20 protein-coding genes are annotated in these 21,403 nt (G+C 67.7%); 15 read left to right on the forward strand and 5 right to left on the reverse strand.

Annotated features, from left to right (window positions below; genetic code table 11):
- From M5D76_RS05955 to hflX, 5 genes are all read left to right on the forward strand, one after another.
- The gene (locus M5D76_RS05955) at positions 1–1,086 is read left to right on the forward strand and encodes an ATP-binding protein (protein ID WP_248922476.1); all 1,086 of its coding nucleotides are present in this window, start codon (positions 1–3) and stop codon (positions 1,084–1,086) included.
- 113 nt (positions 1,087–1,199) lie between these two features.
- The gene (locus M5D76_RS05960) at positions 1,200–1,517 is read left to right on the forward strand and encodes a stage V sporulation protein S (RefSeq protein WP_248922477.1); all 318 of its coding nucleotides are present in this window, start codon (positions 1,200–1,202) and stop codon (positions 1,515–1,517) included.
- The gene (gene miaB, locus M5D76_RS05965; RefSeq protein ID WP_248922478.1) at positions 1,517–2,884 is read left to right on the forward strand and encodes a tRNA (N6-isopentenyl adenosine(37)-C2)-methylthiotransferase MiaB; all 1,368 of its coding nucleotides are present in this window, start codon (positions 1,517–1,519) and stop codon (positions 2,882–2,884) included. The genes M5D76_RS05960 and miaB overlap by 1 nt, the downstream gene beginning before the upstream one ends.
- Positions 2,881–3,816, forward strand: coding sequence for a tRNA (adenosine(37)-N6)-dimethylallyltransferase MiaA (miaA, locus tag M5D76_RS05970; protein WP_248922479.1), 936 nt, complete (start codon positions 2,881–2,883; stop codon positions 3,814–3,816). Before miaB ends, miaA begins: the two co-directional genes overlap by 4 nt.
- 6 nt (positions 3,817–3,822) lie before the next feature.
- Positions 3,823–5,145 carry a GTPase HflX gene (gene hflX, locus M5D76_RS05975; RefSeq protein ID WP_248922480.1) on the forward strand — a complete coding sequence of 441 codons (1,323 nt, stop codon included), beginning with the start codon at positions 3,823–3,825 and terminating at the stop codon, positions 5,143–5,145.
- Between the two features lie 36 nt (positions 5,146–5,181).
- Here hflX and M5D76_RS05980 read toward each other — a convergent pair whose 3' ends face one another.
- Complete coding sequence (locus M5D76_RS05980; protein WP_248922481.1) at positions 5,182–5,985, reverse strand: heparan-alpha-glucosaminide N-acetyltransferase; 804 nt, start codon at positions 5,983–5,985, stop codon at positions 5,182–5,184.
- A gap of 1 nt (position 5,986) precedes the next feature.
- Positions 5,987–6,631 carry a transcriptional repressor LexA gene (gene lexA, locus M5D76_RS05985; RefSeq protein ID WP_248922482.1) on the reverse strand — a complete coding sequence of 215 codons (645 nt, stop codon included), beginning with the start codon at positions 6,629–6,631 and terminating at the stop codon, positions 5,987–5,989.
- Between the two features lie 190 nt (positions 6,632–6,821).
- On the opposite strand from lexA, the gene M5D76_RS05990 reads away from it, so the two are divergent.
- The 5 genes from M5D76_RS05990 (at position 6,822) to M5D76_RS06010 (ending at position 11,048) form a co-directional block, all read left to right on the forward strand.
- Positions 6,822–7,280, forward strand: coding sequence for a LysM peptidoglycan-binding domain-containing protein (locus M5D76_RS05990; protein ID WP_248922483.1), 459 nt, complete (start codon positions 6,822–6,824; stop codon positions 7,278–7,280).
- A 138-nt stretch (positions 7,281–7,418) separates the two neighbouring features.
- Complete coding sequence (gene nrdR / locus M5D76_RS05995) at positions 7,419–7,874, forward strand: transcriptional regulator NrdR (protein WP_248922484.1); 456 nt, start codon at positions 7,419–7,421, stop codon at positions 7,872–7,874.
- Entirely contained in the window at positions 7,864–8,310 is a 447-nt protein-coding gene (gene dut, locus M5D76_RS06000) for a dUTP diphosphatase (RefSeq protein WP_248922485.1), read from the forward strand. Before nrdR ends, dut begins: the two co-directional genes overlap by 11 nt.
- Before the next feature lie 77 nt (positions 8,311–8,387).
- A complete protein-coding gene (locus M5D76_RS06005; protein ID WP_248922486.1) occupies positions 8,388–9,701 on the forward strand; it encodes an NCS2 family permease in 1,314 nt (437 codons plus the stop codon).
- 69 nt (positions 9,702–9,770) lie between these two features.
- Positions 9,771–11,048, forward strand: a complete 1,278-nt coding sequence (locus tag M5D76_RS06010) for a uracil-xanthine permease family protein (protein WP_248922487.1) — start codon at positions 9,771–9,773, stop codon at positions 11,046–11,048.
- 117 nt (positions 11,049–11,165) lie between these two features.
- Here M5D76_RS06010 and argC read toward each other — a convergent pair whose 3' ends face one another.
- Positions 11,166–12,110, reverse strand: coding sequence for an N-acetyl-gamma-glutamyl-phosphate reductase (gene argC, locus M5D76_RS06015; protein WP_248922488.1), 945 nt, complete (start codon positions 12,108–12,110; stop codon positions 11,166–11,168).
- Between the two features lie 222 nt (positions 12,111–12,332).
- Between argC and argJ the strand changes: the two genes are divergently transcribed.
- The 4 genes from argJ (at position 12,333) to M5D76_RS06035 (ending at position 16,568) form a co-directional block, all read left to right on the forward strand.
- Complete coding sequence (gene argJ, locus M5D76_RS06020; protein ID WP_248922489.1) at positions 12,333–13,619, forward strand: bifunctional glutamate N-acetyltransferase/amino-acid acetyltransferase ArgJ; 1,287 nt, start codon at positions 12,333–12,335, stop codon at positions 13,617–13,619.
- Between the two features lie 46 nt (positions 13,620–13,665).
- The gene (argB, locus tag M5D76_RS06025) at positions 13,666–14,547 is read left to right on the forward strand and encodes an acetylglutamate kinase (RefSeq protein ID WP_248922490.1); all 882 of its coding nucleotides are present in this window, start codon (positions 13,666–13,668) and stop codon (positions 14,545–14,547) included.
- 2 nt (positions 14,548–14,549) lie between these two features.
- Positions 14,550–15,791, forward strand: coding sequence for an aminotransferase class III-fold pyridoxal phosphate-dependent enzyme (locus tag M5D76_RS06030; protein WP_248922491.1), 1,242 nt, complete (start codon positions 14,550–14,552; stop codon positions 15,789–15,791).
- Positions 15,792–15,932: 141 nt separating this feature from the next.
- Complete coding sequence (locus M5D76_RS06035; protein ID WP_248922492.1) at positions 15,933–16,568, forward strand: GyrI-like domain-containing protein; 636 nt, start codon at positions 15,933–15,935, stop codon at positions 16,566–16,568.
- 24 nt (positions 16,569–16,592) lie between these two features.
- Here the strand turns inward: M5D76_RS06035 and M5D76_RS06040 are convergent, their stop codons facing one another.
- Both M5D76_RS06040 and M5D76_RS06045 read right to left on the reverse strand, forming a co-directional pair.
- A complete protein-coding gene (locus M5D76_RS06040) occupies positions 16,593–19,652 on the reverse strand; it encodes an MFS transporter (protein ID WP_248922493.1) in 3,060 nt (1,019 codons plus the stop codon).
- A 45-nt stretch (positions 19,653–19,697) separates the two neighbouring features.
- A complete protein-coding gene (locus tag M5D76_RS06045; protein ID WP_248922494.1) occupies positions 19,698–19,913 on the reverse strand; it encodes a PF20097 family protein in 216 nt (71 codons plus the stop codon).
- A 214-nt stretch (positions 19,914–20,127) separates the two neighbouring features.
- Here M5D76_RS06045 and trxB point away from each other — a divergent pair, with 214 nt between their 5' ends.
- Positions 20,128–21,078 carry a thioredoxin-disulfide reductase gene (trxB, locus tag M5D76_RS06050; RefSeq protein ID WP_248922495.1) on the forward strand — a complete coding sequence of 317 codons (951 nt, stop codon included), beginning with the start codon at positions 20,128–20,130 and terminating at the stop codon, positions 21,076–21,078.
- The last annotated feature ends 325 nt before the right edge of the window (positions 21,079–21,403 follow it).

Here is a 21,403-nt window from a genome sequence, read left to right on the forward strand (position 1 = left end):
ATGGCGTCCGAAGAGGGGAGCAACCTGGTCGACTTCGTCGTCTCCATGGGAGGCGAGAAGTCGCTCAGGGTCGAGGAGAACTTCGGCGACGGCTTCGTCAAGCTGCGCGTCTCGGAGGCCGAGAGGCGCCAGGCGCAGCATGACATCCGCTGCATAGAGGACGTCGTCGTCGAGATGCTGCGCAACTCCCGCGACGCGGGGGCGCGCCACATCTACGTCGCGACCTACCGCGACGGCGACACGCGCTACCTCACGATGCTCGACGACGGCTCCGGCATCCCCGAGAGCATGCAGGACCGCGTCTTCGATGCGCGCGTCACGTCCAAGCTCGAGAGCGTCCACATGGACCGCTGGGGCGTGCACGGGCGAGGCATGGCGCTCTTTTCCGTGAAGGAGAACGCCCAGGAGGCGCGCGTCGTGAGCTCCGCTCCCGAGAAGGGCGCGTCGATCCAGGTCGTGACCGACGCCACGAAGCTTCGCGAGCGCGCCGACCAGTCCACCTGGCCGAGCGTCGGCGTCGACGAGGACGGCAACCAGGCCGTCACGCGCGGGCCCCACAACATCGTGAGGACCTGCTGCGAGTTCGCGCTCGAGGAGCGCGGTCGCTGCGAGGTGTTCGTGGGCTCGCCGGCCGAGATCTGCGCGACTGCCCGCAGGCGCGTCACGCCCACGGTCGAGGGGTCGGCGCTGCTGTTCATCGACAGCCTCGAGGAGCTGCCCGTGCTCGAGAGGCTCCGTGCCGCGGCCGACGCGTCCGAGCTCTTCTCGCAGGCGACGTCCCTGGGGCTCGACATGTCCGAGCGCACCGCGCATCGCATCGTGAGCGGCCAGGTCAAGCCCGTGAGGTCGGTCCTCTCGAGGCTGCTGCACAAGTCCGGTGGTGAGGGGCGCGAGGTCGACCTCGCCAAGGACCGCCGCGGCCTGCAGGTCTCGGCCGACGACGTCGACGAGTTCTCGAGGATCATGGAGCGCGGCTTCTCGTTCCTCTCGGACCGTTACTACCTCACGCTCGCGAGCGACCCGAAGGTGCGCGTGACGCGCGGCAAGGTCACCGTCACCTTCGACATCGACGAAGAGGGCGAGTAGGGCCGCCGCCCGTCCGATTCGCCGCACGTCGCGGCAGATAATCGGCTATGATGGTCGAACTACCCAGGTAGTTGAATCGCAGTATCCCAACACCCGTTTCCCAGGAGTCTCAGATGGAGTTTCTCAAGGTCTCCAGCAAGTCTTCTCCCGCGTCGGTCGCCGGCGCGATTGCCGGCATGGTGAAGGACGGCGTCCCCGTCAACCTCCAGTCCGTCGGCGCCGGAGCCGTCAACCAGGCCATCAAGGCCGTCGCCATCGCGCGAGGCTTCCTCATCCCAACGGGAATCGACATCTCGTGCGCGCCCACGTTCGCCGACATCAGCATCAACGGCGACAACCGCACGGCCATCCGCATCGCCGTCTACGTGCATCGCCTCACCCCGCCGACGGATGCGACGAGCACCGACGACTCCTCGGAGATGATGTTGTAGTGGCGCGTTTCGATAGTCTCGTCGGCAAGACCTACCATGTGAGGACCTTCGGCTGCCAGATGAACCTCCACGACTCCGAGCGCGTGGCGGGGCTTCTGGACGACTGCGGCTGCATCCAGGTGATGGGGCCCGAGGAGGCCGACATCGTCGTGTTCATGACGTGCTCGGTGAGGGAGAAGGCCGACACCCACCTGTACGGCGAGGCCTCGAACCTCGTGCGCCTTCCGGCCGCGCCCTCCGGCAGGAGGATCCTGGCCGTGGGCGGCTGCATCGCCCAGCGCGACGGCGAGGCCCTGCGCAAGCACATCCCCAACGTCGACGTCGTGTTCGGCACGAGCGCCCTGGCCGAGCTGCCGCGCCTGCTCGAGGACGCGATCGCCGGCGACGGGTCCTCGGTCGCGGTCGACACCGTCGAGGAGGGCCGCGGGTTCTCGGCCGACCTGCCGAGCCATCGCGCGCAGTCCTTCCACGCATGGGTGCCCATCATGGTCGGCTGCAACAACTTCTGCTCCTACTGCATCGTTCCGTACGTGCGCGGCCGCGAGAAGAGCCGCGTGTTCGAGCGCATCGTCGCCGAGTGCGAGAGGCTCGTGGGCGAGGGCGTCCGCGAGATCACGCTGCTCGGGCAGAACGTCAACTCCTACGGGCGTGACCTCTACGGAGAGCCGCGCTTCGCCGACCTGCTGCGCGCCGTGGGCGAGACGGGCGTGGAGCGCATCCGCTTCACCTCCTCGAACCCCAAGGACCTCTCGGCCGAGACGATACGGGCCATGGCCGAGACGCCGGGCGTGATGCCGCACCTGCACCTTGCCGTGCAGTCGGGCTCGACGCGCGTCCTCAGGGCGATGAATCGCAGCTACACCCGCGAGGAGTACCTGAGGCTCGCCTCCGACATCAAGGCGGCCATCCCCGGGATCTTCCTCTCGACCGATATCATCGTGGGCTTCCCCGGCGAGACCGAGGAGGACTTCCAGGACACGCTGTCGCTCGTGCGCGAGGTGGGCTTCTCGTCCGCCTACACCTTCATCTACTCGAAGCGCCCGGGCACGCCCGCGGCCGAGATCGTCGACGACACGCCCCGCGAGGTCATCCAGGACCGCTTCGACCGCCTGGCCTCGCTCGTGGACGAGCTCGCCTTCGAGGCGAATCAGGTCGACGCAGACAGCGTCGTCACGTCGCTTGTCGAGGGCACCTCGAAGAAGGACGCGACGGTCATGGTGGGGCACAGCCCCAAGAACCAGACCGTGCTCTTCTCGCTGCCCGAGGGCGCGCGTGCGGAGGACTTCGTGGGCAAGATGTGCGACGTCCACGTCGAGCAAGCCAAGACCTGGTACCTGCGCGGCAGCCTGGTCGGCGAGCCCCGATGAGCAAGGCCGGCCACGTCGTCTGCATAGTCGGGCCGACTGCGTCGGGCAAGAGCTCGCTTGCCGAGAGGCTTGCGGTCACGCTTGGCAGCGCCGTCGTGTCCGTCGACGCGATGCAGGTGTATCGCGGCATGGACATCGGCACGGCGAAGACGCCCGTTGACGAGCGTGCCTGCGAGCTCATGATGGTTGACGTCTGCGACGTTGGCGACGACTACTCGGTGCGCCTCTTCCAGCGTGACGCGCGGGCCTGCGTGGACGCTCTTCTCGCCAGCGAAAGGACGCCGGTGCTCTGCGGGGGCACGGGGCTCTACCTGGACGCCGTGATCGACGAGATGGACTTTCCCGCGGGCCAGACGGGCTCCGAGGCGCGCGAGCGCTACGAGGCCATCGCGCGCGACGAGGGGGCGATCGCCCTGCACGAGCTGCTGCGCGGCCGCGACCCTAAGAGCGCGGAGCTGATCCACCCCAACAACGTGAGGCGCGTCGTGCGCGCGCTCGAGATGCTCGACGAGGGCGTCTCGTACGCGGCCAAGCACGAGGGGCTGCGTGCCCGTCGGCCGCACTACGACGCGCTGCTGTTCGGCATCACGATGGACCGCGAGCGCCTGTACAAGAGGATCAACGTGCGCGTGGACGCCATGGTCGAGGCGGGGCTCGTCGACGAGGTGCGCGCCCTTGCGGAGGGCGGGCTCGCTGAGACGCTCACCGCGATGCAGGCCATCGGCTACAAGGAGGTCGTCGCCTACCTCGACGGCGCGCTTACCCTCGACGAGGCGATCGACGAGGTGAAGCGCAGGTCAAGGCGCTACGCGAAGCGGCAGCTCTCGTGGCTGCGTCGCGACGGGCGCGTCCGCTGGCTCGACTATGACAGGCTCGACGAGGACGAGGCCGCGCGCATCGTGCTGGCCGCCCTCGACGGGCAGGAGGTGTAGGTTCACATGGGCAGGTTCAAGCCGCTGTCGACCGCTCCCGTGCCGGAGCGTGCCATTCTCGTGGGTGTCGACCTGGGGCGCGGCGACTGGCCGATCGAGGAGTCGCTCGCGGAGCTCGCGCGCCTCGCCGAGACCGACGGCGCCGAGGTCGTCCACACGATGGTGCAGCGCCTCGACGCGCCCGTGCCCCGCACGTTCATCGGCAGCGGCAAGGCACAGGAGCTCGTGCGCCTGGTGGGCGCCCTCGAGGCCGACGTGGTGATCTTCGACGACGAGCTCACGCCCTCGCAGCAGTCCAACCTCGAGAGGATCGTGGGCGAGCCGACCAAGGTGATCGACCGCACGGCGCTCATTCTGGACATCTTCGGCGAGCACGCGCGCACGCACGAGGGCCGCCTGCAGGTCCAGCTCGCGCAGCTGCAGTACGTGCTGCCGCGCCTGCGCGGCATGTGGAGCCACCTCGTGGGCGAGCAGACGCGTGGCGGCATCGGCGGCAGGTTCGGCCAGGGCGAGAGCCAGCTCGAGGTCGACCGCCGCCTCGTGAGGCGCCGCATCTCGTGGCTGAGGCGCGAGCTCAAGCAGCTCGAGCTGCGCCGGAGCGTGCAGAGCAAGGCGCGCTGGGACTCCGGCGTCTACCGCGTGGCGCTCGTGGGCTACACGAACGCCGGCAAGTCCACGCTGCTCAACCAGTTCACGAACGCCGACGTCTACGCGAAGGACGAGCTGTTCGCGACGCTCGACCCCACGACGCGCTCGCTCGAGCTAGAGGAGGGGCGCAAGATCACGATCACCGACACGGTCGGGTTCATCCAGAAGCTACCCACGACGCTCATCGAGTCGTTCAAGTCGACCCTGGCCGAGGTGCGGGCGGCCGACCTCGTCCTTCTCGTCGTCGACGCGCACGACCCCAATGCCGAGCGCGAGATCGTGGCGGTCCGCTCGATCCTCTCGGAGATCGGCGCCGAGAAGATCCCCTCCGTCGTCGTGTACAACAAGTGCGACCTGATCGACGAGGAGCAGCGGGCGCACCTCGCCGCGGCCCAGCCCGACAGCCAGCAGATCTCGGCGCTCGAGGGGACGGGCGTGCGAGGGCTGCTCTACCGCATCGCGCAGGAGGCGTCGCGTGGCGACACGCTGCTCACGGTGCTCGTGCCCTACGACAAGGGCCTGCTGATGAAGATGGTGCATGAGAGGTGCCAGGTCCTCAGCGAGCGCTACGTGCAGGGAGGCCTCATGGCGACGGTCATGGCGTCCGCGCGCATGGCCGAGACGCTCGCACCCTACGTCTGCGAGGACGACGGCCAGGAGCCGGAGGGCGACGCGCAGTAGGCTGCATCGGTCGCTTGGCGTGCGCGGCGGCGGCCGCTAGATCTTGCCGCCCGAGACGAGCCACGTGATGCCCAGCAGGACGGGCTGGTGAAGCACGTATACCAGGAGCGAATGCCGTCCCACCAGCTCGAGCGGGGGACAGGTGAGGCTTGCGAACCATGTGGGGTAGCCGCAGGCGCGACCACGCTCGGCAGCCGCGCGTCCCGCCAGGTAGAGCATCAGGTAGGGGAGCAGGGGATAGTAGTCCCCCGACGCGAAGCCGGGCCCGGGAAGCCCCAGCCAGGAGAGCCACGGCGTGGCGTAGGCCTGCGCGGGAACCGTGAGGTACATGCCAGGAAGGCCAACCTTGCCCTCCGGAAGCCCGAGCAGGAGGATGAATACGATCGCGAGAAGGGCGCAGGCCACGCGGCCGCGCGGTGCGATGCCCAGGCGCTCAAGCAGGGCGACCACCAGGGTGCAGGCGCCCATGCAGTAGATGACGCCGAAGTTGATGGGCGTGTCCACGGCGACGACGGTGGTCGCGACGAAGATCGCGAGCGCGACGGCAAGGTACTTGCCCGCGCGACGCAGGTTGTTGCGTGAGTGGGCGCTCATGCATCCCGCAACGAAGACGAACGCCCACGAGATGGAGCAGCGCCAGACGTCCTGGAAGGCGCCCGAGAAGAACGCGAGGTCGATTCCGGCGAGGTAGACGAGGTCGTAGCAGAGGTGGAAGAGCACCATCGAGACGACCGAGAACCCCCTGACGACGTCGAAGCCCGAGATCCTGCGCGCCTGGCCGGCGGCATGGGACGAGGGCGCCTCGCTCTTCTCGGCTGTGCTGTTCTGCGGCTGGCCCACGCTAGGAGATGGACCTGAAGAGGCCGGTGACCTTGCCCAGGATTGCGGGGTTGGTTGCGTAGATGGGCTCCATCGCGTCGTTCTCCGGCTGGAGGCGGATGCGGCCGTCCTCGCGGTAGAAGGTCTTCACCGTTGCCGAGTCGTCGATCATGGCGACCACGATCTCGCCGTTGCGGGCATCGTGCTGCTCCTTGACCACGATGTAGTCGCCGTCGTTGATGCCGACGTTGACCATGGACGTGCCCTTGACCCTGAGGACGAACGAGCCTGCGTCGCCCACAATGCTCTTGGGCAGGCGGAGCGTGTCCTCCACGTTCTGCTCGGCCAGGATGGGAACGCCGGCGGCCACGCGGCCCACCAGCGGCAGCGAGATGGTGCCGTCATTCGCGTTGTCGACGACCTTGGCCAGGCCATCGTCCTCCGATGAGGCCTCGGTCACCTCGATCGTGCGGGGCTTCTTCGAGTCGCGCTTGATGTAGCCGCGCTCCTGCAGCGTCTTGAGGTGCGCGTGGACCGTGGAGGGGGAGGCCAGGCCCACGGCCTTGCCGATCTCGCGCACCGAGGGCGGATAGCCGTGCTCGCCGGTGTAGTCGCAGATGAACTGGTAGATCTGGTTCTGTCGCCTGTTGAGCTCGCCCTTGGACATACGCGCTCCCTCCTTTAGTTGTCAAAAACTATAGCCCACCCACCCCGAAAAATCAAACAAATGTTCGCTTTTGGCTTGACCGTACACCTGTTCGGCGATAGGGTAGTACACGTGTTCGATACACGGTTCGAATTGTTGTCCGACCGACTTGATACAACGTACGTGACAACAGATTCGAAGGGAGAACAGCATGGCGTATCGCTCGGAAGTCGTTTGTGCGTGCAACGGAAGCCTCGCGCTCAAGGCCCAGGAGGTGCAGGCCCAGGCCGCACCCGTGCTTCACGTGATCGAGGGGGCCAAGCCCGGCTCGCCCACGGCCGCGACCGCGTCGCACGCCGACTCGGCTCGGCTCTCTGGGCGTTCGCTGCGTCTCTCCGCCGCGGTCGCAACCGTCGCCGTGGCGGTCGTGCTCGGCTCCTGGGGCGCCCTCGACGCGGCACATGCGGGACGTGTCGCGGACGCGCTCTCGAACTGCGCCACACAGAGCGTGGAGGTCTCGACGGGCGACTCGCTCTGGTCGATTGCCGAGGCGCACCCGGTCGAGGGCGTCAGCACCCCCGAGGTCGTCTCCTGGATCGTCGAGGCGAACAACCTCCCCAACAGTTCCGTCGCCAGCGGCCAGGCGCTCGTCGTTCCCGCGCGCGGCTAGTACGTGGCGCTTTGGGCCCACATGTAGTGCCGGCAATGGGGCAGGCTCCTCTCCGTTGTGTTAACAAGTGTTGTCGTGATGGGACTTATGCCGCATCTGTGATAACGTTTCCTGTGGAAATTCCACTAGGGGAGGAACATGCGTTGTCCGAAGTGCGGATGCGTCGAGTCCAAGGTAGTTGACTCGCGCCCGTCTGAAAGCAATGACGCCATCAGGCGTCGTCGCCAGTGCATCGAGTGCGGCACTCGCTTCACGACATACGAGCGTCGCGAGGAGATGCCCATCCTCGTCATCAAGAAGGATGGCACGAAGGAGACCTTCGACAGGCAGAAGCTCATGCGCGGCCTCGTTGCCGCCACGGTCAAGCGCAACGTCACCCTGGACACCCTTAACGAGATCATCGACAGCATCGAGTCGTACCTTCGCGACAACGGCCAGATCGAGATCGCGTCGCAGGAGATTGGCAAGCTCGTCCTGCAGCGCCTCGTGTCCGTGGACAAGGTTGCCTACGTGCGCTTCGCGTCGGTGTATCGCGACTTCAAGGATGTGGACGAGTTCAACGAGGAGCTGAGGAGCCTTGCCGGTGAGCACTAATCCCGTACGACTTCCCATCAAGCGTCTCGACCCCACGATAGAGCTCCCCTCATATGCCTACGCAGGCGACGCCGGACTGGACCTCAGGTCCAGCGAGGACGTGACTCTCGAGCCGTTCGAGAGGCGCCTCATCTCCACCGGTCTCGCCATTGCCATTCCCGAGGGCTATGCCGGCTTCGTCCAGCCCCGCAGTGGCATGGCCCTCAAGCACGGCCTCTCCATGGCCAACACCCCCGGTCTCATCGACTCCCACTATCGAGGCGAGCTCAAGGTCATCGCCATCAACCTCGATCCCAGGGAGCCCATCTCCATCAAGCGAGGCGACCGCATCGCCCAGCTTGTCATTCAGCAGGTCCCCGTCGTCTCCCTCGTCGAGGTCGAAGAGCTCGACGAGACCGACAGGGGAACCGGAGGATTCGGTTCTAGCGGCGTCTAGCCGTGGAATACATGTCCCGACCGCAAGGTCCGGGACATGTTTTTTGTCACTCGATCGCGTCGGAAGGAAATGCACTAATGGACAAGTTCTTCAAGACAGCAGAGAGGGGTTCGTCGGTCGCCCAGGAGCTCCGCGCCGGCCTCACGACGTTCCTCGCGATGTCCTACATCATCGCGCTCAACCCCCTGATTCTGTCTGATGCGGGGGTACCCATCTCCGCAACCATCACGAGCACCTGCTTCGGTGCGGGCATCATGACCATCCTCATGGGCCTCTTCGCCAACCGTCCTCTCGCACTTGCCTCCGGCCTTGGCATCAACTCGATGATTGTCGTCGCCACCTCCGCCTACTGCGGTGGCGACTGGCGCGCCGCCATGGGCGTCATCTTCCTCGAGGGCGTCGTCATCCTGCTGCTCGTCCTCTGCGGCCTGCGTCAGGCGATCATGGACGCCATCCCGCTGTCGCTGCGCCACGCCATCTCCGTCGGCCTCGGCCTCTTCGTCGCCATGATCGGCCTCGCCAACGCGGGCATCATCACCGGCGACGGCGGCACCCTGGTCGCCCTCGGCGAGGTCACCCAGCCCACCTTCATCGTCGGTGCCATCTCGATCGTCGCCACGATCGTCTTCGCGGCCTTCGACATCAAGGGCTCGCTGCTCCTCGGCATCCTCGTCGCCGTCGTCTGCGGCATCCCCCTGGGCGTCACCCAGGCTCCCGCCGGCGTCCTCTCGATCCCCGACTTCTCCAGCTTCGGCGCCCCCTTCCAGGCTGACGCCGCGGGCACCATGGGCATCGTCAAGGTCGTGACCACCCCGGCCCTGCTCGTCCTCGCGTTCTCCCTCATGATGTCTGACTTCTTCGACACCATGGGCACGGCGCTCGCCGTCGCCAAGGAGGGCGAGTTCGTCGACAACGAGGGCAACGTCGAGAACATGCGCGAGATCCTGATCGTCGACTCCTGCGCCGCCTGGGTCGGCGGCCTGCTCGGCGCCTCCTCGATCACCACGTTCGTCGAGTCCACCTCCGGCGCTGCCGACGGCGGCCGCACGGGCCTCTCCTCGATCTTCTGCGGCCTCTTCTTCATCGTCTGCGCGTTCTTCGCGCCGGTGATCGCCGTCGTCCCCGGCGCCGCCACCTGCGGTGCCCTCGTCTACGTCGGCTACCTCATGATCTCCGAGGTCACCGAGATCGACTGGCACGACATGCTCGAGGGCCTTCCTGCCTTCCTCACCGTCGCCGGCATCCCCATGACCTACTCGATCTCCTCCGGCATCGGCCTCGGCTTCATCGGCTACGTTGTCGTTGCCATTGCCACCGGCAAGGCCAAGACCGTCAAGCCGCTCATGTGGCTCGCCTCCATCGCCTTCGTCCTCTACTTCATCTTCTCGTAGCGGCCAAGGTCCCACTGGGGCCCGCCTCGGCGGGCCCTTTTTCATGCGCTTCAACAGAAAGGAGAAGACATGGCCAGAAAAGAGCGTGAGGTCATCGGCGTCGACGACCGCGTCTCCGTCGGAAGGGCCATTCCTCTCGGCATCCAGCACATGATGAGCATGTTCGGCTCGACCGTGCTCGTCCCGGCGCTCACGGGCCTCAACCCCAACGTCGCCATCATGTGCTCCGGCATCGGCACCATCATCTACCTGCTGCTCACGAAGAACCGCATCCCCAGCTACCTGGGCAGCTCCTTCGCGTTCATCAGCCCGATCCTCGCCGCGACCGCGGCCACGGGGTCGCTGCAGACCGCGCTCTCGGGCGTGGTGGTCGCGGGCCTCGTCTACTTCGTGGTGGCGGGCATCATCAAGCTCGCGGGCACCGGCTGGCTCGACAGGCTGCTTCCGCCCGTCCTCGTGGCCTCGGTCATGATCGTCATCGGCGTCGGCCTCTCCGCCACCGCCGCGGGCATGGCGCTCAACTCCTCGACTGACGCCTTCGTCGCCAACGGCGCGATCGTCGCCGCCATCACCCTTACGGCGGCCGTCGTGTTCTCGTCCCTCGGGGGCTTCGTCGGCACCGTTCCCATCCTGCTCTCGATCATCGTCGGCTACATCGTCTCGGCCTTCATGGGCCTCGTCGACTTCCAGGGCGTCATCGACGCCCCCTGGATCGGCCTGCCGCCCATCCAGACGCCGACCTTCGATCCCGGCGCCATCGCCCTGATCGCGCCCGTGGCCCTCGTCTGCGTCATCGAGCACATCGGCCACCTGCTCGCGGTCGGCGAGATCGTCGGCAAGGACTACCGCGACATGCTCCCGCGCTCCCTCATGGGCGACGGCCTCTCGACGACCATCTCCGGCTTCCTCGGCGGCCCCCCGACCACGACCTACGCCGAGAACATCGGCGTCATGAGCGTCACCCGCGTCTACTCCACGCAGGTGTTCTGGTTCGCGGCCGGCTTCGCCCTGCTCGTCGGCGGCTTCTGCCCGAAGCTCGCGGCCTTCATTAGCTCGATCCCCGTGCCCGTCATGGGCGGCGTCAGCCTCCTGCTCTTCGGCCTGATCGCCTCCAACGGCCTTCGCATGCTGGTCACCAACAAGGTCAACTTCGACGAGAACCGCAACCTCATGATCGCGTCGGTCGTCATCATCCTCGGCGTCGGCATGGAGACCGCGTCGCTTTCGATTCCCCTGGGCAACTACTCGTTGCCCGGCATGGCGACCTCCGCCCTCGTCGGCATCCTGCTCAACCTCATCCTCCCGCAGCCCAAGAAGGCGCAGGAGAGCGAGGAGGCAGGGGAGTAGAGCACAGGCTCTTCTCGTCACATAGCCAGGAGATGCGGGGTGTCCCAGGTCGGGGCACCCCGTTCTCTTTGTCTCGCATGCCGAACGTGGACGCTGTTATTTGCCCACGGCACGTGGTCAGGCCAGCCTGAGGCCGCGCGTCTCCTCGATGCCGAGCGCGACGTTCATGTTCTGCACGGCCGCGCCCGAGGCGCCCTTTCCCAGGTTGTCGAAAAGCGCCGTGACGCACGTGCGCCCGCCAGAGCCGTATGCGTAGAGTCGCAGTGAGTCCGTGCCCGCGAGTGCGTTCGCGTGGATTCGCGGGCCCTCGGGCGCCCCCGGGGCGACCGTCACGAGGGGCTGGCCGGCATAGTGGTCGGCAAGGCACGCGCGGATCTCGGTCGCGTCCGCGTGCCCTGGGAGGAGGTCGTCCGAGAGCATGACCGTCGTGGCCATGCCGCGCGGGAAGTCCGCGACCACCGGCAGGAAGCTTGGGTCGCGCGTCAGCCCGCAGGCCGCGCGCATCTCGGGCAGGTGCTTATGGGTGAGCGTGAGGCAGTAGATGCCGGGCGCGTCGAGGGCGCGGTCGCGCCCCTCGGACTCGTAGTCGGCGATCATCTGCTTGCCTCCTCCCGTGTAGCCCGTGATCGAGAAGCAGGGGAGCGCGCGGTCCGCTCGTACGATGCCCGCGGAGACGAGCGGGGCGACGCAGGCGACGAAACCCGTGGCGTGGCAGCCGGGGTTGGCGATGCGCCGCGAGGACCTGATGGCCGCTCGTTGGGCCTTTGAGAGCTCGGGGAGGCCGTAGGTCCAGACCGCGTCTACGCGGTGCGCCGTGGAGGCGTCGATGACGCGCGTGGCGGGGTTCTCGACGAGAAGGACGGCACGCCGCGCGGCGTCGTCCGGCAGGCACAAGAACACGACGTCGGCCTCGTTCATGAGGCGCCTGCGCTCGCCCTCGTCGCGTCGAAGCGAGTCCTCTATGCGAAGCAGCTCCAAATCGTCGCGCGCGGCTATGCGATCGGCGATCTCGAGGCCGCACGTCCCGCTCTGACCGTCGATGTACACCCTCGTTCTCGGCATCTGGCTCCCCGTTCCCTTGTCGGCATGGCTTTGTCTGGTACCCGCATGCTCGCTCTTCTCGGCGCCCTGATGCTCTTCTCGACCTCGCAATACACATAGAGTTGCATATTCGGACATGCGAACGAAATATTTAGAGGATAACTTGTAACCTCCCATACATACGCGGCAAACACAGCGCGTCGCGAAGGGGCCCGCGGACGCGGGCGAGGGAGGAGAGAAGCGATGACCTACCAACCGATTGACGTGCCCAGGGGCACCACCGACCCCGAGAGCATAGGGTTCTCTGCCTGCGAGGGCGGCGTCTGCGCGGCCGAGGGCATGCGCGCCGCCGGCATCTCCGCGGGGTTTCGCCGCAACCCCAACCGAAAGGACCTTGCGCTCGTCGCCGCGGACGAGACGTGCGTCTGCGCGGCGGCCTTCACGCGGAACCGCTTCTGCGCGGCGCCCGTGCTCGTCTCGCGCGGGCATGCGGCGTCAGGCAGGGCCCGGGCCGTCGTGCTCAATTCCGGCAACGCCAACGCAGCCACCGGCAAGCGGGGCCTCGAGGTCGCACGCGAGTCGGCGCGCATCGTCGCGCGCGAGCTCGGCTGCGACGCCGAGGACGTGCTCGTCGCGTCGACCGGGGTCATCGGAGTGCCGTTGGGGATCGATCGCTTCGAGACGGGCGTGCCCGCCGCGGCCGCGGCACTCGCGCGCGACGCGGCGTCCGCCCACGACGCGGCCTGCGCCGTCATGACGACCGACACCGTCCCCAAGGAGGTCTCGATTGAGGGGCCCGTCCCTGCGGGGGCGGACGGGTCCGAGGTCACGGTGCACGTCGGCGGCTTCACGAAGGGTTCGGGCATGATCCAGCCCAACATGGCGACCATGCTCTGCGTGCTCTCGACCGACGCCGCGCTCACCGTAGAAGCGGCCCGCGCGGCCCTCAGGTCGGCCGTCGACGCGACCTTCAACAAGGTCACCGTCGACTCCGACACCTCGACGAACGACTCGTGCTTCCTGTTCGCGACCGGGCGCGCCGGCGGAGAGCCCATCGAGGTCGGGAGTGCGGCCTACGAGCGCGTGGCCCGGGCGATCCGCTGCTGCTGCGAGCAGCTCGCCCGCAAGATCGCGAGCGACGGCGAGGGTGCCACCAGGCTCGTGACCGTCGACGTGGTGGGCGCGCCGAGCGAGACCGCCGCCGACGACGTCGCGCGCGCCATCGCGAACTCGCCCCTCGTCAAGACCGCCGTCTTCGGCCACGACGCCAACTGGGGCAGGATCGCCGGCGCCGCGGGCAAGTGCGGCGTGCCCTTCGACCAGGGCGACGTCGACATCGACTTCCTCGGCGTGCCCGTCTGCCGCGGAGGCCTCTCGGTCCCGATGGACGAGGAGGACATGCTGCGCAGGTTCGAGTCGCCAGAGGTGAGCATCGCGATCGACCTCGGCGCGGGCGAGGCGTCGGCCCGCGTCTGGACGTGCGACCTCTCCCACGACTACGTGACGATCAACGGAGACTACCGGACGTAGGCCGAGGCTCTTCTCGGTCGCACAGGCGCAAGCGAAAGGACAAACGATGCGAAGCGGATTGGCGCGGGCGCGCGAGCTCGCGCTCGGGAAGGCGGAGGTCCTCGTCGAGGCCCTGCCGTGGATCAGCAGGCACAGCGGCCAGACCGTCGTCGTGAAGTACGGCGGGTCGGCCATGGAGGACGCGGGCCTCATGCGCCAGGTCGTCGGCGACATCGCGCTGCTCGTGCTCATGGGCATCCGCGTGGTGCTCGTGCACGGCGGCGGCAAGGCCATAAACGCCCTGCTCGGCGAGCTTGGCCGCGAGGTCGCGTTCAAGGATGGCCTGCGCGTGACCGACGACGCGGCGATGGAGGCCGTGCAGATGGCGCTCGTCGGCAAGGTGAACCAGCGGCTCGTGTGGGAGCTCGACCACGTCGGGGCGCGCGCCGTTGGCGTCTCGGGCGCGGACGCCTCGACGCTTGTCGCGCGGCAGGCCGACCCCGCGCTCGGCCGCGTGGGCGCCGTGGAGCGCGTCGACACGAGCCTGCTCAAGTCGCTCCTCGACGACGGCTACGTGCCCGTGGTCGCGAGCGTGGCCGCGGGAGACGACGGCTTCTACAACGTCAACGCCGACGTCGCGGCGGGCGAGGTCGCACAAGCGCTGGGCGCGGACACCCTGGTCTACCTGACCGACGTCGACGGCTTCTACCGCGTGCGCGACGACGAGGACTCGCTTGCGGTCACGATGGGACATGGCGAGGCGAGGCGCATCCTCGAGTCAGGCACGCTCGACGCCGGCATGATCCCCAAGATGCGCTCGATCGTCGACGCGCTCGACGCCGGCGTGGGCGACGTCCGCATCCTCAACGGGACGTTCCCGCACTCGATTCTGCTCGACATATTCACCGACGAGGGCATCGGCACGATGTTCGTACGGGAAGGGGACTGACCGTGATCGAAGCAACCACCACGCGCGAGCTGGACGACGCCTACGTCATGCACACCTACGGCCGCCTCCCGGTGGCCTTCGTCTCGGGGCGCGGCGCCGAGCTCGTCGACGATGCCGGCAGGGTCTACCTCGACTGCCTCGCGGGCATCGGCTGCGCGAGCCTCGGCCACGCCAACCCCGCGGTCGCCCAGGCGCTCAGGCGCCAGCTGAACCGGGTCTGGCAGGTCGGCAACTACTACCACGTGGAGAACCGCGGCGAGCTCGCACGCGCCCTCTCGCGCCTGCTCTCCGCGACGACCGACGCGTCGGGCCACGTCACCGGCTCGACCGGGTCCACATGGAAGACCTTCTTCTCGAACTCGGGCGCCGAGGCGAACGAGGGCGCGATAAAGGTCGCGCGGCGCTGGGGCGAGAAGAGCCTCGGCGGCGCCTCGAAGATCGTCTCCGCGCGCAGGGGCTTCCACGGCCGCACCCTGGCGACCCTGGCCGCAACCGGCCAGGACGTCTTCCACGAGAGCTTCGGCCCCTTCCCGGAGGGCTTCTCCTACGTGCCCCTGAACGACGAGGCCGCCCTCGAGGAGGCCCTGGCGAGCATGGACTGCTGTGCCGTGATGCTCGAGTGCGTCCAGGGTGAGGGCGGCGTCTGGCCCGCCGACGCGGACTACCTGCGCGCCGTGCGACGCCTCTGCGACGCGCACGGGGCCCTGCTGGTCGTCGACGAGGTCCAGACCGGCTTCTTCCGCTGCGGCGCGCCCTTCGCCTTCCAGCTCGCCGGCATCGAGGCGGACGTCGTGACCATGGCAAAGGGCATCGCGGACGGTTTCCCCATGGGCGCCGTCGCCGCACGCGGGGAGTACGGTGACCTGCTCGGCCCCGGCGACCACGGCTCGACCTTCGGCGGAAACGCCCTCGCGGCGGCCGCGGGGCGCGCCGCGGTCGAGGAGATGGTCCGTCTGAACCTCGGCGACCACGTCATAGAGGCCGGCGAGCGCCTGGCGGCAGGACTTGCCACCCTGCCGAACGTCAGCGAGGTCCGCGGCCGCGGCCTCATGCGCGGCGCCCAGCTCGACCTGCCGATCGCCTGCGAGCTCGTCGAGCGCGGCCTTGCGGCGGGCCTCGTCCTCAACCACATCGGCGACTCGATCCTGAGGTTCCTCCCGCCCCTCGTCATAACGAACGAGCAGGTGGACGAGGTGATTGGCCGGCTGGCCCGCTGCATCGAGGACGTCGCGGGGCCATGCTGAGGAGGCAGGGGAGAAGAGCGCATGCTCTTCTCGGCACCCCTCGTGGCGCGCCGCACGTCCGCTACCCCTCGCGCGAGCGCATCTGCAGAGGATGTGGGGGAGTAGAGTCTACGGTAGGAACAATCCAGGGAGGGGAGCCACATGGCCTTCGACTTCAAGAGGGAGTACCGCGACCTCTACCAGCCCAAGACCACGCCATCCATCGTCGAGGTGCCTCGCATGCGCTTTCTTGCCATCGAGGGCGCGGGTGACCCCAACGAGGCCGACGGCGCGTACCAGCACGCGATCCAGCGGCTCTACGCCGTGGCGTACACGCTCAAGATGAGCTACAAGACCGATTACGCCATAGACGGGTTCTTCCCGTATGTGGTGCCGCCGCTCGAGGGCTTCTGGTGGCAGCCGGGGGTGCGCGGCGTCGACTACGCCGACAAGTCGTCGTTTCGGTGGGTCTCGGCGATCCGGGTGCCCGATTTCGTGGGAGAGGCCGACTTTGCCTGGGCCATCGAGAGCGCGACCGCCAAGAAGGGGCTCGACCTCTCGTCGGTCCGCCTGATCGAGCTCGACGAGGGCCTCTGCGTCCAGTGCATGCACGTGGGGCCGTATGACGACGAGCCCGCTACCGTCTCCGCCATGCACGAGTACGCCCAGTCACAGGGATACGCGCCCGACTTCTCGGACACGCGCCGCCACCACGAGATATACCTCTCGGACCCGCGCAAGTGCGACCCGGCCAAGACGAGGACGGTGGTGCGACACCCCATAGCGGCCGACGCCTAGACCGCGTGGCGCGCCGCACGTCCGCTACCCCTCGCGCGAGCGCGTGGGCAGCCAGTAGCCCACGCCGCACAGCGCCAGGAAGGCGCCGAGCACGAGGCAGCACGGCGTCGCGCCCATGGTGACGAGCGCGCTCAGCACGGGCGCCTGCGCGTTCGAGACCAGCGCGTTCTCGAGGTTCAGCATTGACTGCGACTGGTCGAAGGCGAAGCCAAAGTCCTCGCGGGCCCAGCCGCGCGCCGTGTGCTTCCAGTCGCCGGCGAGCCACAGCAGCACCGTGATCGCGACCACGGCCACGACCGCCCAGGTGGGCGTCTGGTTGAACGCGAAGAGCGAGAAGAGCGCGCCCAGGCCGATCAGCGCGACCCAGGTCAGCTTCCAGCGGCCCGTCGCGTCGCGCCTGTTGATGAGCGGCTCGGTGAACGCAAAGAGCAGCACGTTGCCCAGGGCGAACAGGCTCGAGATGTCGGTCTTGCTGATGCCGGCGGCATCCAGGAACAGCGGCAGGATGTAGGACTTGTAGCCGCTCGCGAGCACGGTGGGGAAGATCGCGAACGCAAGCGTCGCGAGCATGACGGGGGAGCGCAGAAACTCGAAGACGCTCGCGAGGTTGACGCGCTCGTCCCGGCTCGAGATGACGCGCCCGCGCGGCAGGGCGATCAGCACGATCGGCACGACCGCAAGGGTCGCGACGGCGCCCCCGGCGTACACCCACTGGTTGCCGAAGATGGCCAGCGCGCCGCCGACGACGCTCGCGACGACGCCCGCTCCCTTCGCGGCGATGTTGACGGACGAGCGGCTCAGCAGCACCTGCAGGCGCGCGTCACCCAGGTCCTTCTTCTGGCAGGTGCCCGCCAGGTTCTGGTAGACGAGGCTGAGCCCGGCGAGGCTCGCGGACGAGAAGAGCTTGCATGCGACGAAGGCGACGAACCATCCACGGGCGGCCGCCACGCCCGCGACGGCCATCGACGCGCCGCCGACGAGCGTCAGCGTGAGCGCGTAGGTTCGCCCGGCGACGCGCGAGCTCATGGTCGCGTGAACCAGCGTGCCGAGGGTGGTGCCGACGGCGATCGCGAGCGCCGGGATCCCCCAGACCATCGACGTCTTCGCGATGTCGCTGCCCGCGAGCATGTCCTTCGCGATGACCACCGCAAAGGCCGCGTCCATCCCGTAGGCGAGGTTGACGACGAAGGCGAGCGGCCGTCCCAGGAGGGTCTCGGCCCACTCGACGCCCTCCTTCTGCAGCTCGCGGAAGCGCAGGTAGGCGCTGCCCGAGCGCAAGAGCTCGTCGCTTACGACGTAGATCGAGGCCGCGATCATCGCGAACAGCAGGACGATACCGCCCATGTTCTCCAGTATGTTCTTGATGAGCGACTCCGCGTGGCAGGTGACCTCGATCGCGCAGCAGCACGACCCGTCCCGCGCGATCAGGGGAGCCACGCACGAGATGACCTCGTGGCCCCCACGGTCGTCGCGAATGGCGACCCGGGCGCGCTCCTCGTGCGCGAATCGATACGCGCGCTTCACGCCGTCGCCCTCGTAGCCCCTGACCTTCTGCACGACGTCGCGGCAGGCCGATGACAGCTCGTCGCCGCGAGCCTGGCTGACCACGATCGAGTCTCGCTGGTTGTCGAGCAGGACGCGGACCGTGCCCTCGCCGTCGAGCGCGTAGACGCTGCACTGGACGCCGTTGGTGTTGGCAAACGAGCTTGCCAGAATGCCCTCGACGTTCAGGATGACCTCGCCGAGGGCGTCGGCGTCCCCGTCAACGCCCTCGCCATCCGACAGGCGCTGTGCCACCTTGGTCGCAGCCTCCCCGAACTCGGCGGGAGACGTGACGCTCGCCTGCGAGGCGATCTGCGCCATGGCGGACTGCCTGGACTTGACCGTGGTCGCGGTGAGGTCGGCCAGGTGGACGACGAGCGCCACGCCGCAGATGAGCGTGACCGAGACCGCCACCACGACGTTGCGCACCTTCGCGCGCTCGCCGGAGCTCACGGCCCGCACGACCCACCTGATGACGAGCGCGAGCGTCAGCAGCGACAGGTAGCTGTAGCTCGCATAGAGGGCGAGCTCGCCCAGCCGGAGCGACGTCGAGAGCGGAAGGTCGCCAATCGTGCGCGCGCCCTCCCCGGACGTCTCGAGCAGCCTCACGACGCCGTCGCTGTCGACCGTCGCGACGTGGGTCCCGCACACGCTGATGCTGTCGCAGCTCCTCGTGTCGTGCACGATCTCGCTGGGACGCGCCTCGCCGAAGAGGTCGTCCACGCGAATGAGCGAGAGGCTCTTCTCGTCATATAAGACGGCGGTGTCGCCCTCGAGGTCGAACGACTGCACCGCAAGGTCGCGGCCTCCCGGCGAGACGGGCGTCGCCTCGGGGTCCTGGCCCCGCTCGATGTGCATGATGCCGAAGATGTCGCTCATGGCCAGCCGGCCCGACGTGGCGTCTAGGCGCACGTCATAGGGGCAGGAGTCGGCGGGGTGGACCGCCTCGCGCAGCACCGTGTCTTCGGCGCCGTCGCGGCCAAGCCTGGTCACGGCTGCGTCGAACTGCAGCGCGTGCATCTGCTGGTCCGCAAAGGTGACGAGCAGGACGTTGCCGTCCGAGTCACATTCGACGTCCGCGATGCTGCGCGTCACGCGGACCTCGTTGTCCTGGTAGTCGCGCCTCCAGACGACGCCCTTGTAGGTTCCCGACATGTCAAAGCGGATCACCGCCTCGGTCTTGATCCGCTCGCCGTCCTCCGCGCGCTTGACGCCGGCGACCAGCACGTCATTTCCAACCTGGTGGACGAGCGAGACCTCGTCGATGGGGGTCTCGCGCCCCGCCATGCCATAGAGGCCCCTGAGCTCGCCTGCCGGGCTCGCGAACAGGAGGCGCGTGCCGCCCTGATCCACCACGACCGTACCCGCGTCGTCGCTCGACGCCAGGCTCGCGCCCTCGATGGCAAGCGGGGCGAACGGGCTCGCGTGGAGCTTGCCGATGCCGGTGCACACGACCACGAACGCCGCGATCGCCAGCGTGAAGAGGCCTGCCTTGGCTGCCTTTGCCGCCCTGCCGGAACCCCTTTTGCCGCTCTTGCCCACGGCAGGCCTCCCTTCGTGCGGTCGAGTCCTGAGCCTGCGGGCCCGCTAGTAGTTGATGACGATGGTCCTGCAGGCCTCGCAGCACTGCGCGTCGATCGAGGCGCGGTGGTTCGGCCGCACCTCGGTAACCTTGACGAAGCCCTCGGCGTGCTTGGCGTTGCGAAGCCAGCTGGGCACCTCGTCGGCAAAGCTGAGCGCTCCGTCCTTCGTCGAGAAGAGGAATCCCGGACGCATCTCCTGACCGCAGTTCGGGCATTTCATGGTTGCTCCTAACGTTGGGGGACCGTGCCGATACGTCCATGGTATACGTCTGTGACCTGCGACTACCCTGCCGCAGCGACCCTATGGGCCGAACGGCTCCCTGCGGCGCCCGACGCTTTCGTGCACAAAGTGTGTGAACTACTATATCGCGCACGACATAATATCCCGAGTGGGTATGCTGAGTTCGAACAAACACAAGCGAGGGGAGTGCCTCATGAGCAACACCGTCGAGAAGGATCTGGTCATCATTGGTGCGGGTCCCGCGGGCCTATCCGCGGCCATCTACGCGCAGCGCGCGCTGCTCGACAACGTCGTGCTCGAGCAGCAGTCCATCGGCGGCCAGGTCATCCTGACCAGCGAGGTCGACAACTATCCCGGCGTCCCGCACACCGACGGCTTCACGCTGACTGACGCCATGCAGCGCCAGGCCGAGGACCTCGGCGCCACGATCCAGCTCGAGAACGTCGAGAAGATCGAGCGTGACGAGGCTACGGGCACCTTCCTGGTGCGCACGCCCGAGGCCAGCTACCAGACGAAGACCGTCATCGTGAGCGGCGGCGCCACGGCGCGCCACGCCGGCTTCGAGGGCGAGGAGCGCTTCGGCGGCCACGGCGTCTCGTACTGCGCCACCTGTGACGGCATGTTCTACCGTGGCAAGCGCGTCTTCGTCATCGGCGGCGGCAACTCGGCCGCCGAGGAGGCCCTGTTCCTCACCAAGTTCGCCGACCGCGTCACCATGGTCGTCCGCAAGGACCACCTACGCGCCCAGGCGGCAGTCGCCAAGCAGGTGGAGGACAACGAGAAGGTCGACATCCGCTTCAACACCAAGATCGCGTCCGTCGACGGCGGCGAGCTCATGAGCAGCGTCACGTTCGAGGACACGCTGACCGGCCGTGCCACCACCGAGAACTTCGACGAGGGGTCGTTCGGCATCTTCGTGTTCGTCGGCCGCGTGCCTGCGTCCGAGCTGCTGGGTGACCTGGTCGAACTCGACGAGCGTGGCTTCATCATCACCAACGACCGCATGGAGACCAAGACGCCCGGCCTGTTCGCGGCGGGGGACATCCGCCAGAAGCCGCTGCGACAGATCATCACCGCGGCCTCCGACGGCGCCATCGCCGCAACGAGCGCCTCGGCGTATCTGGGCCAGCCCATCGAGGGATAGGGCACCCCAAGATCCAACTCGGGGATACCTCGTCTTGCGGAAGTACCGCGGGCGAGGTCTCTCTTTCAGTGTCAAACCCTCAAGGTAAGGCACAGGGTTAGGGTTGTATCGAGGTGCAGGAGGGGATTGTTGGTGGTCGGAGGTGCCGAATCGACCTGAATCCCCTGGCGTCGGATTCTGCCGAGGCATCCAGAGCGTTGGTGCGCAGTGATGGGTGCGCTTTCTGGCAAGACTGACGGTTCATGGGACCATGCGCGAATGCCTGGCATCGGCGGTCGGAAGCTCGTCAGACTATTTGATCTCGCGAGCCATCGATTTCAGCGAA

The sequence above is a fragment of the Olsenella intestinalis genome, assembly GCF_023276655.1.
Lineage (GTDB): Bacteria > Actinomycetota > Coriobacteriia > Coriobacteriales > Atopobiaceae > Olsenella_J > Olsenella_J intestinalis.

What these genes read in the sequence shown, in the direction of transcription:
- M5D76_RS05955 (WP_248922476.1), top strand. Translation starts at nt 1, where the DNA reads ATGGCGTCCGAAGAGGGGAGCAACCTGGTCGACTTCGTCGTCTCCATG.
- M5D76_RS05960 (WP_248922477.1), top strand. Translation starts at nt 1,200, where the DNA reads ATGGAGTTTCTCAAGGTCTCCAGCAAGTCTTCTCCCGCGTCGGTCGCC.
- miaA (WP_248922479.1), top strand. Translation starts at nt 2,881, where the DNA reads ATGAGCAAGGCCGGCCACGTCGTCTGCATAGTCGGGCCGACTGCGTCG.
- hflX (WP_248922480.1), top strand. Translation starts at nt 3,823, where the DNA reads ATGGGCAGGTTCAAGCCGCTGTCGACCGCTCCCGTGCCGGAGCGTGCC.
- lexA (WP_248922482.1), bottom strand. Translation starts at nt 6,631, where the DNA reads ATGTCCAAGGGCGAGCTCAACAGGCGACAGAACCAGATCTACCAGTTC.
- M5D76_RS05990 (WP_248922483.1), top strand. Translation starts at nt 6,822, where the DNA reads ATGGCGTATCGCTCGGAAGTCGTTTGTGCGTGCAACGGAAGCCTCGCG.
- nrdR (WP_248922484.1), top strand. Translation starts at nt 7,419, where the DNA reads ATGCGTTGTCCGAAGTGCGGATGCGTCGAGTCCAAGGTAGTTGACTCG.
- M5D76_RS06005 (WP_248922486.1), top strand. Translation starts at nt 8,388, where the DNA reads ATGGACAAGTTCTTCAAGACAGCAGAGAGGGGTTCGTCGGTCGCCCAG.
- M5D76_RS06010 (WP_248922487.1), top strand. Translation starts at nt 9,771, where the DNA reads ATGGCCAGAAAAGAGCGTGAGGTCATCGGCGTCGACGACCGCGTCTCC.
- argC (WP_248922488.1), bottom strand. Translation starts at nt 12,110, where the DNA reads ATGCCGAGAACGAGGGTGTACATCGACGGTCAGAGCGGGACGTGCGGC.
- argJ (WP_248922489.1), top strand. Translation starts at nt 12,333, where the DNA reads ATGACCTACCAACCGATTGACGTGCCCAGGGGCACCACCGACCCCGAG.
- argB (WP_248922490.1), top strand. Translation starts at nt 13,666, where the DNA reads ATGCGAAGCGGATTGGCGCGGGCGCGCGAGCTCGCGCTCGGGAAGGCG.
- M5D76_RS06035 (WP_248922492.1), top strand. Translation starts at nt 15,933, where the DNA reads ATGGCCTTCGACTTCAAGAGGGAGTACCGCGACCTCTACCAGCCCAAG.
- M5D76_RS06045 (WP_248922494.1), bottom strand. Translation starts at nt 19,913, where the DNA reads ATGAAATGCCCGAACTGCGGTCAGGAGATGCGTCCGGGATTCCTCTTC.
- trxB (WP_248922495.1), top strand. Translation starts at nt 20,128, where the DNA reads ATGAGCAACACCGTCGAGAAGGATCTGGTCATCATTGGTGCGGGTCCC.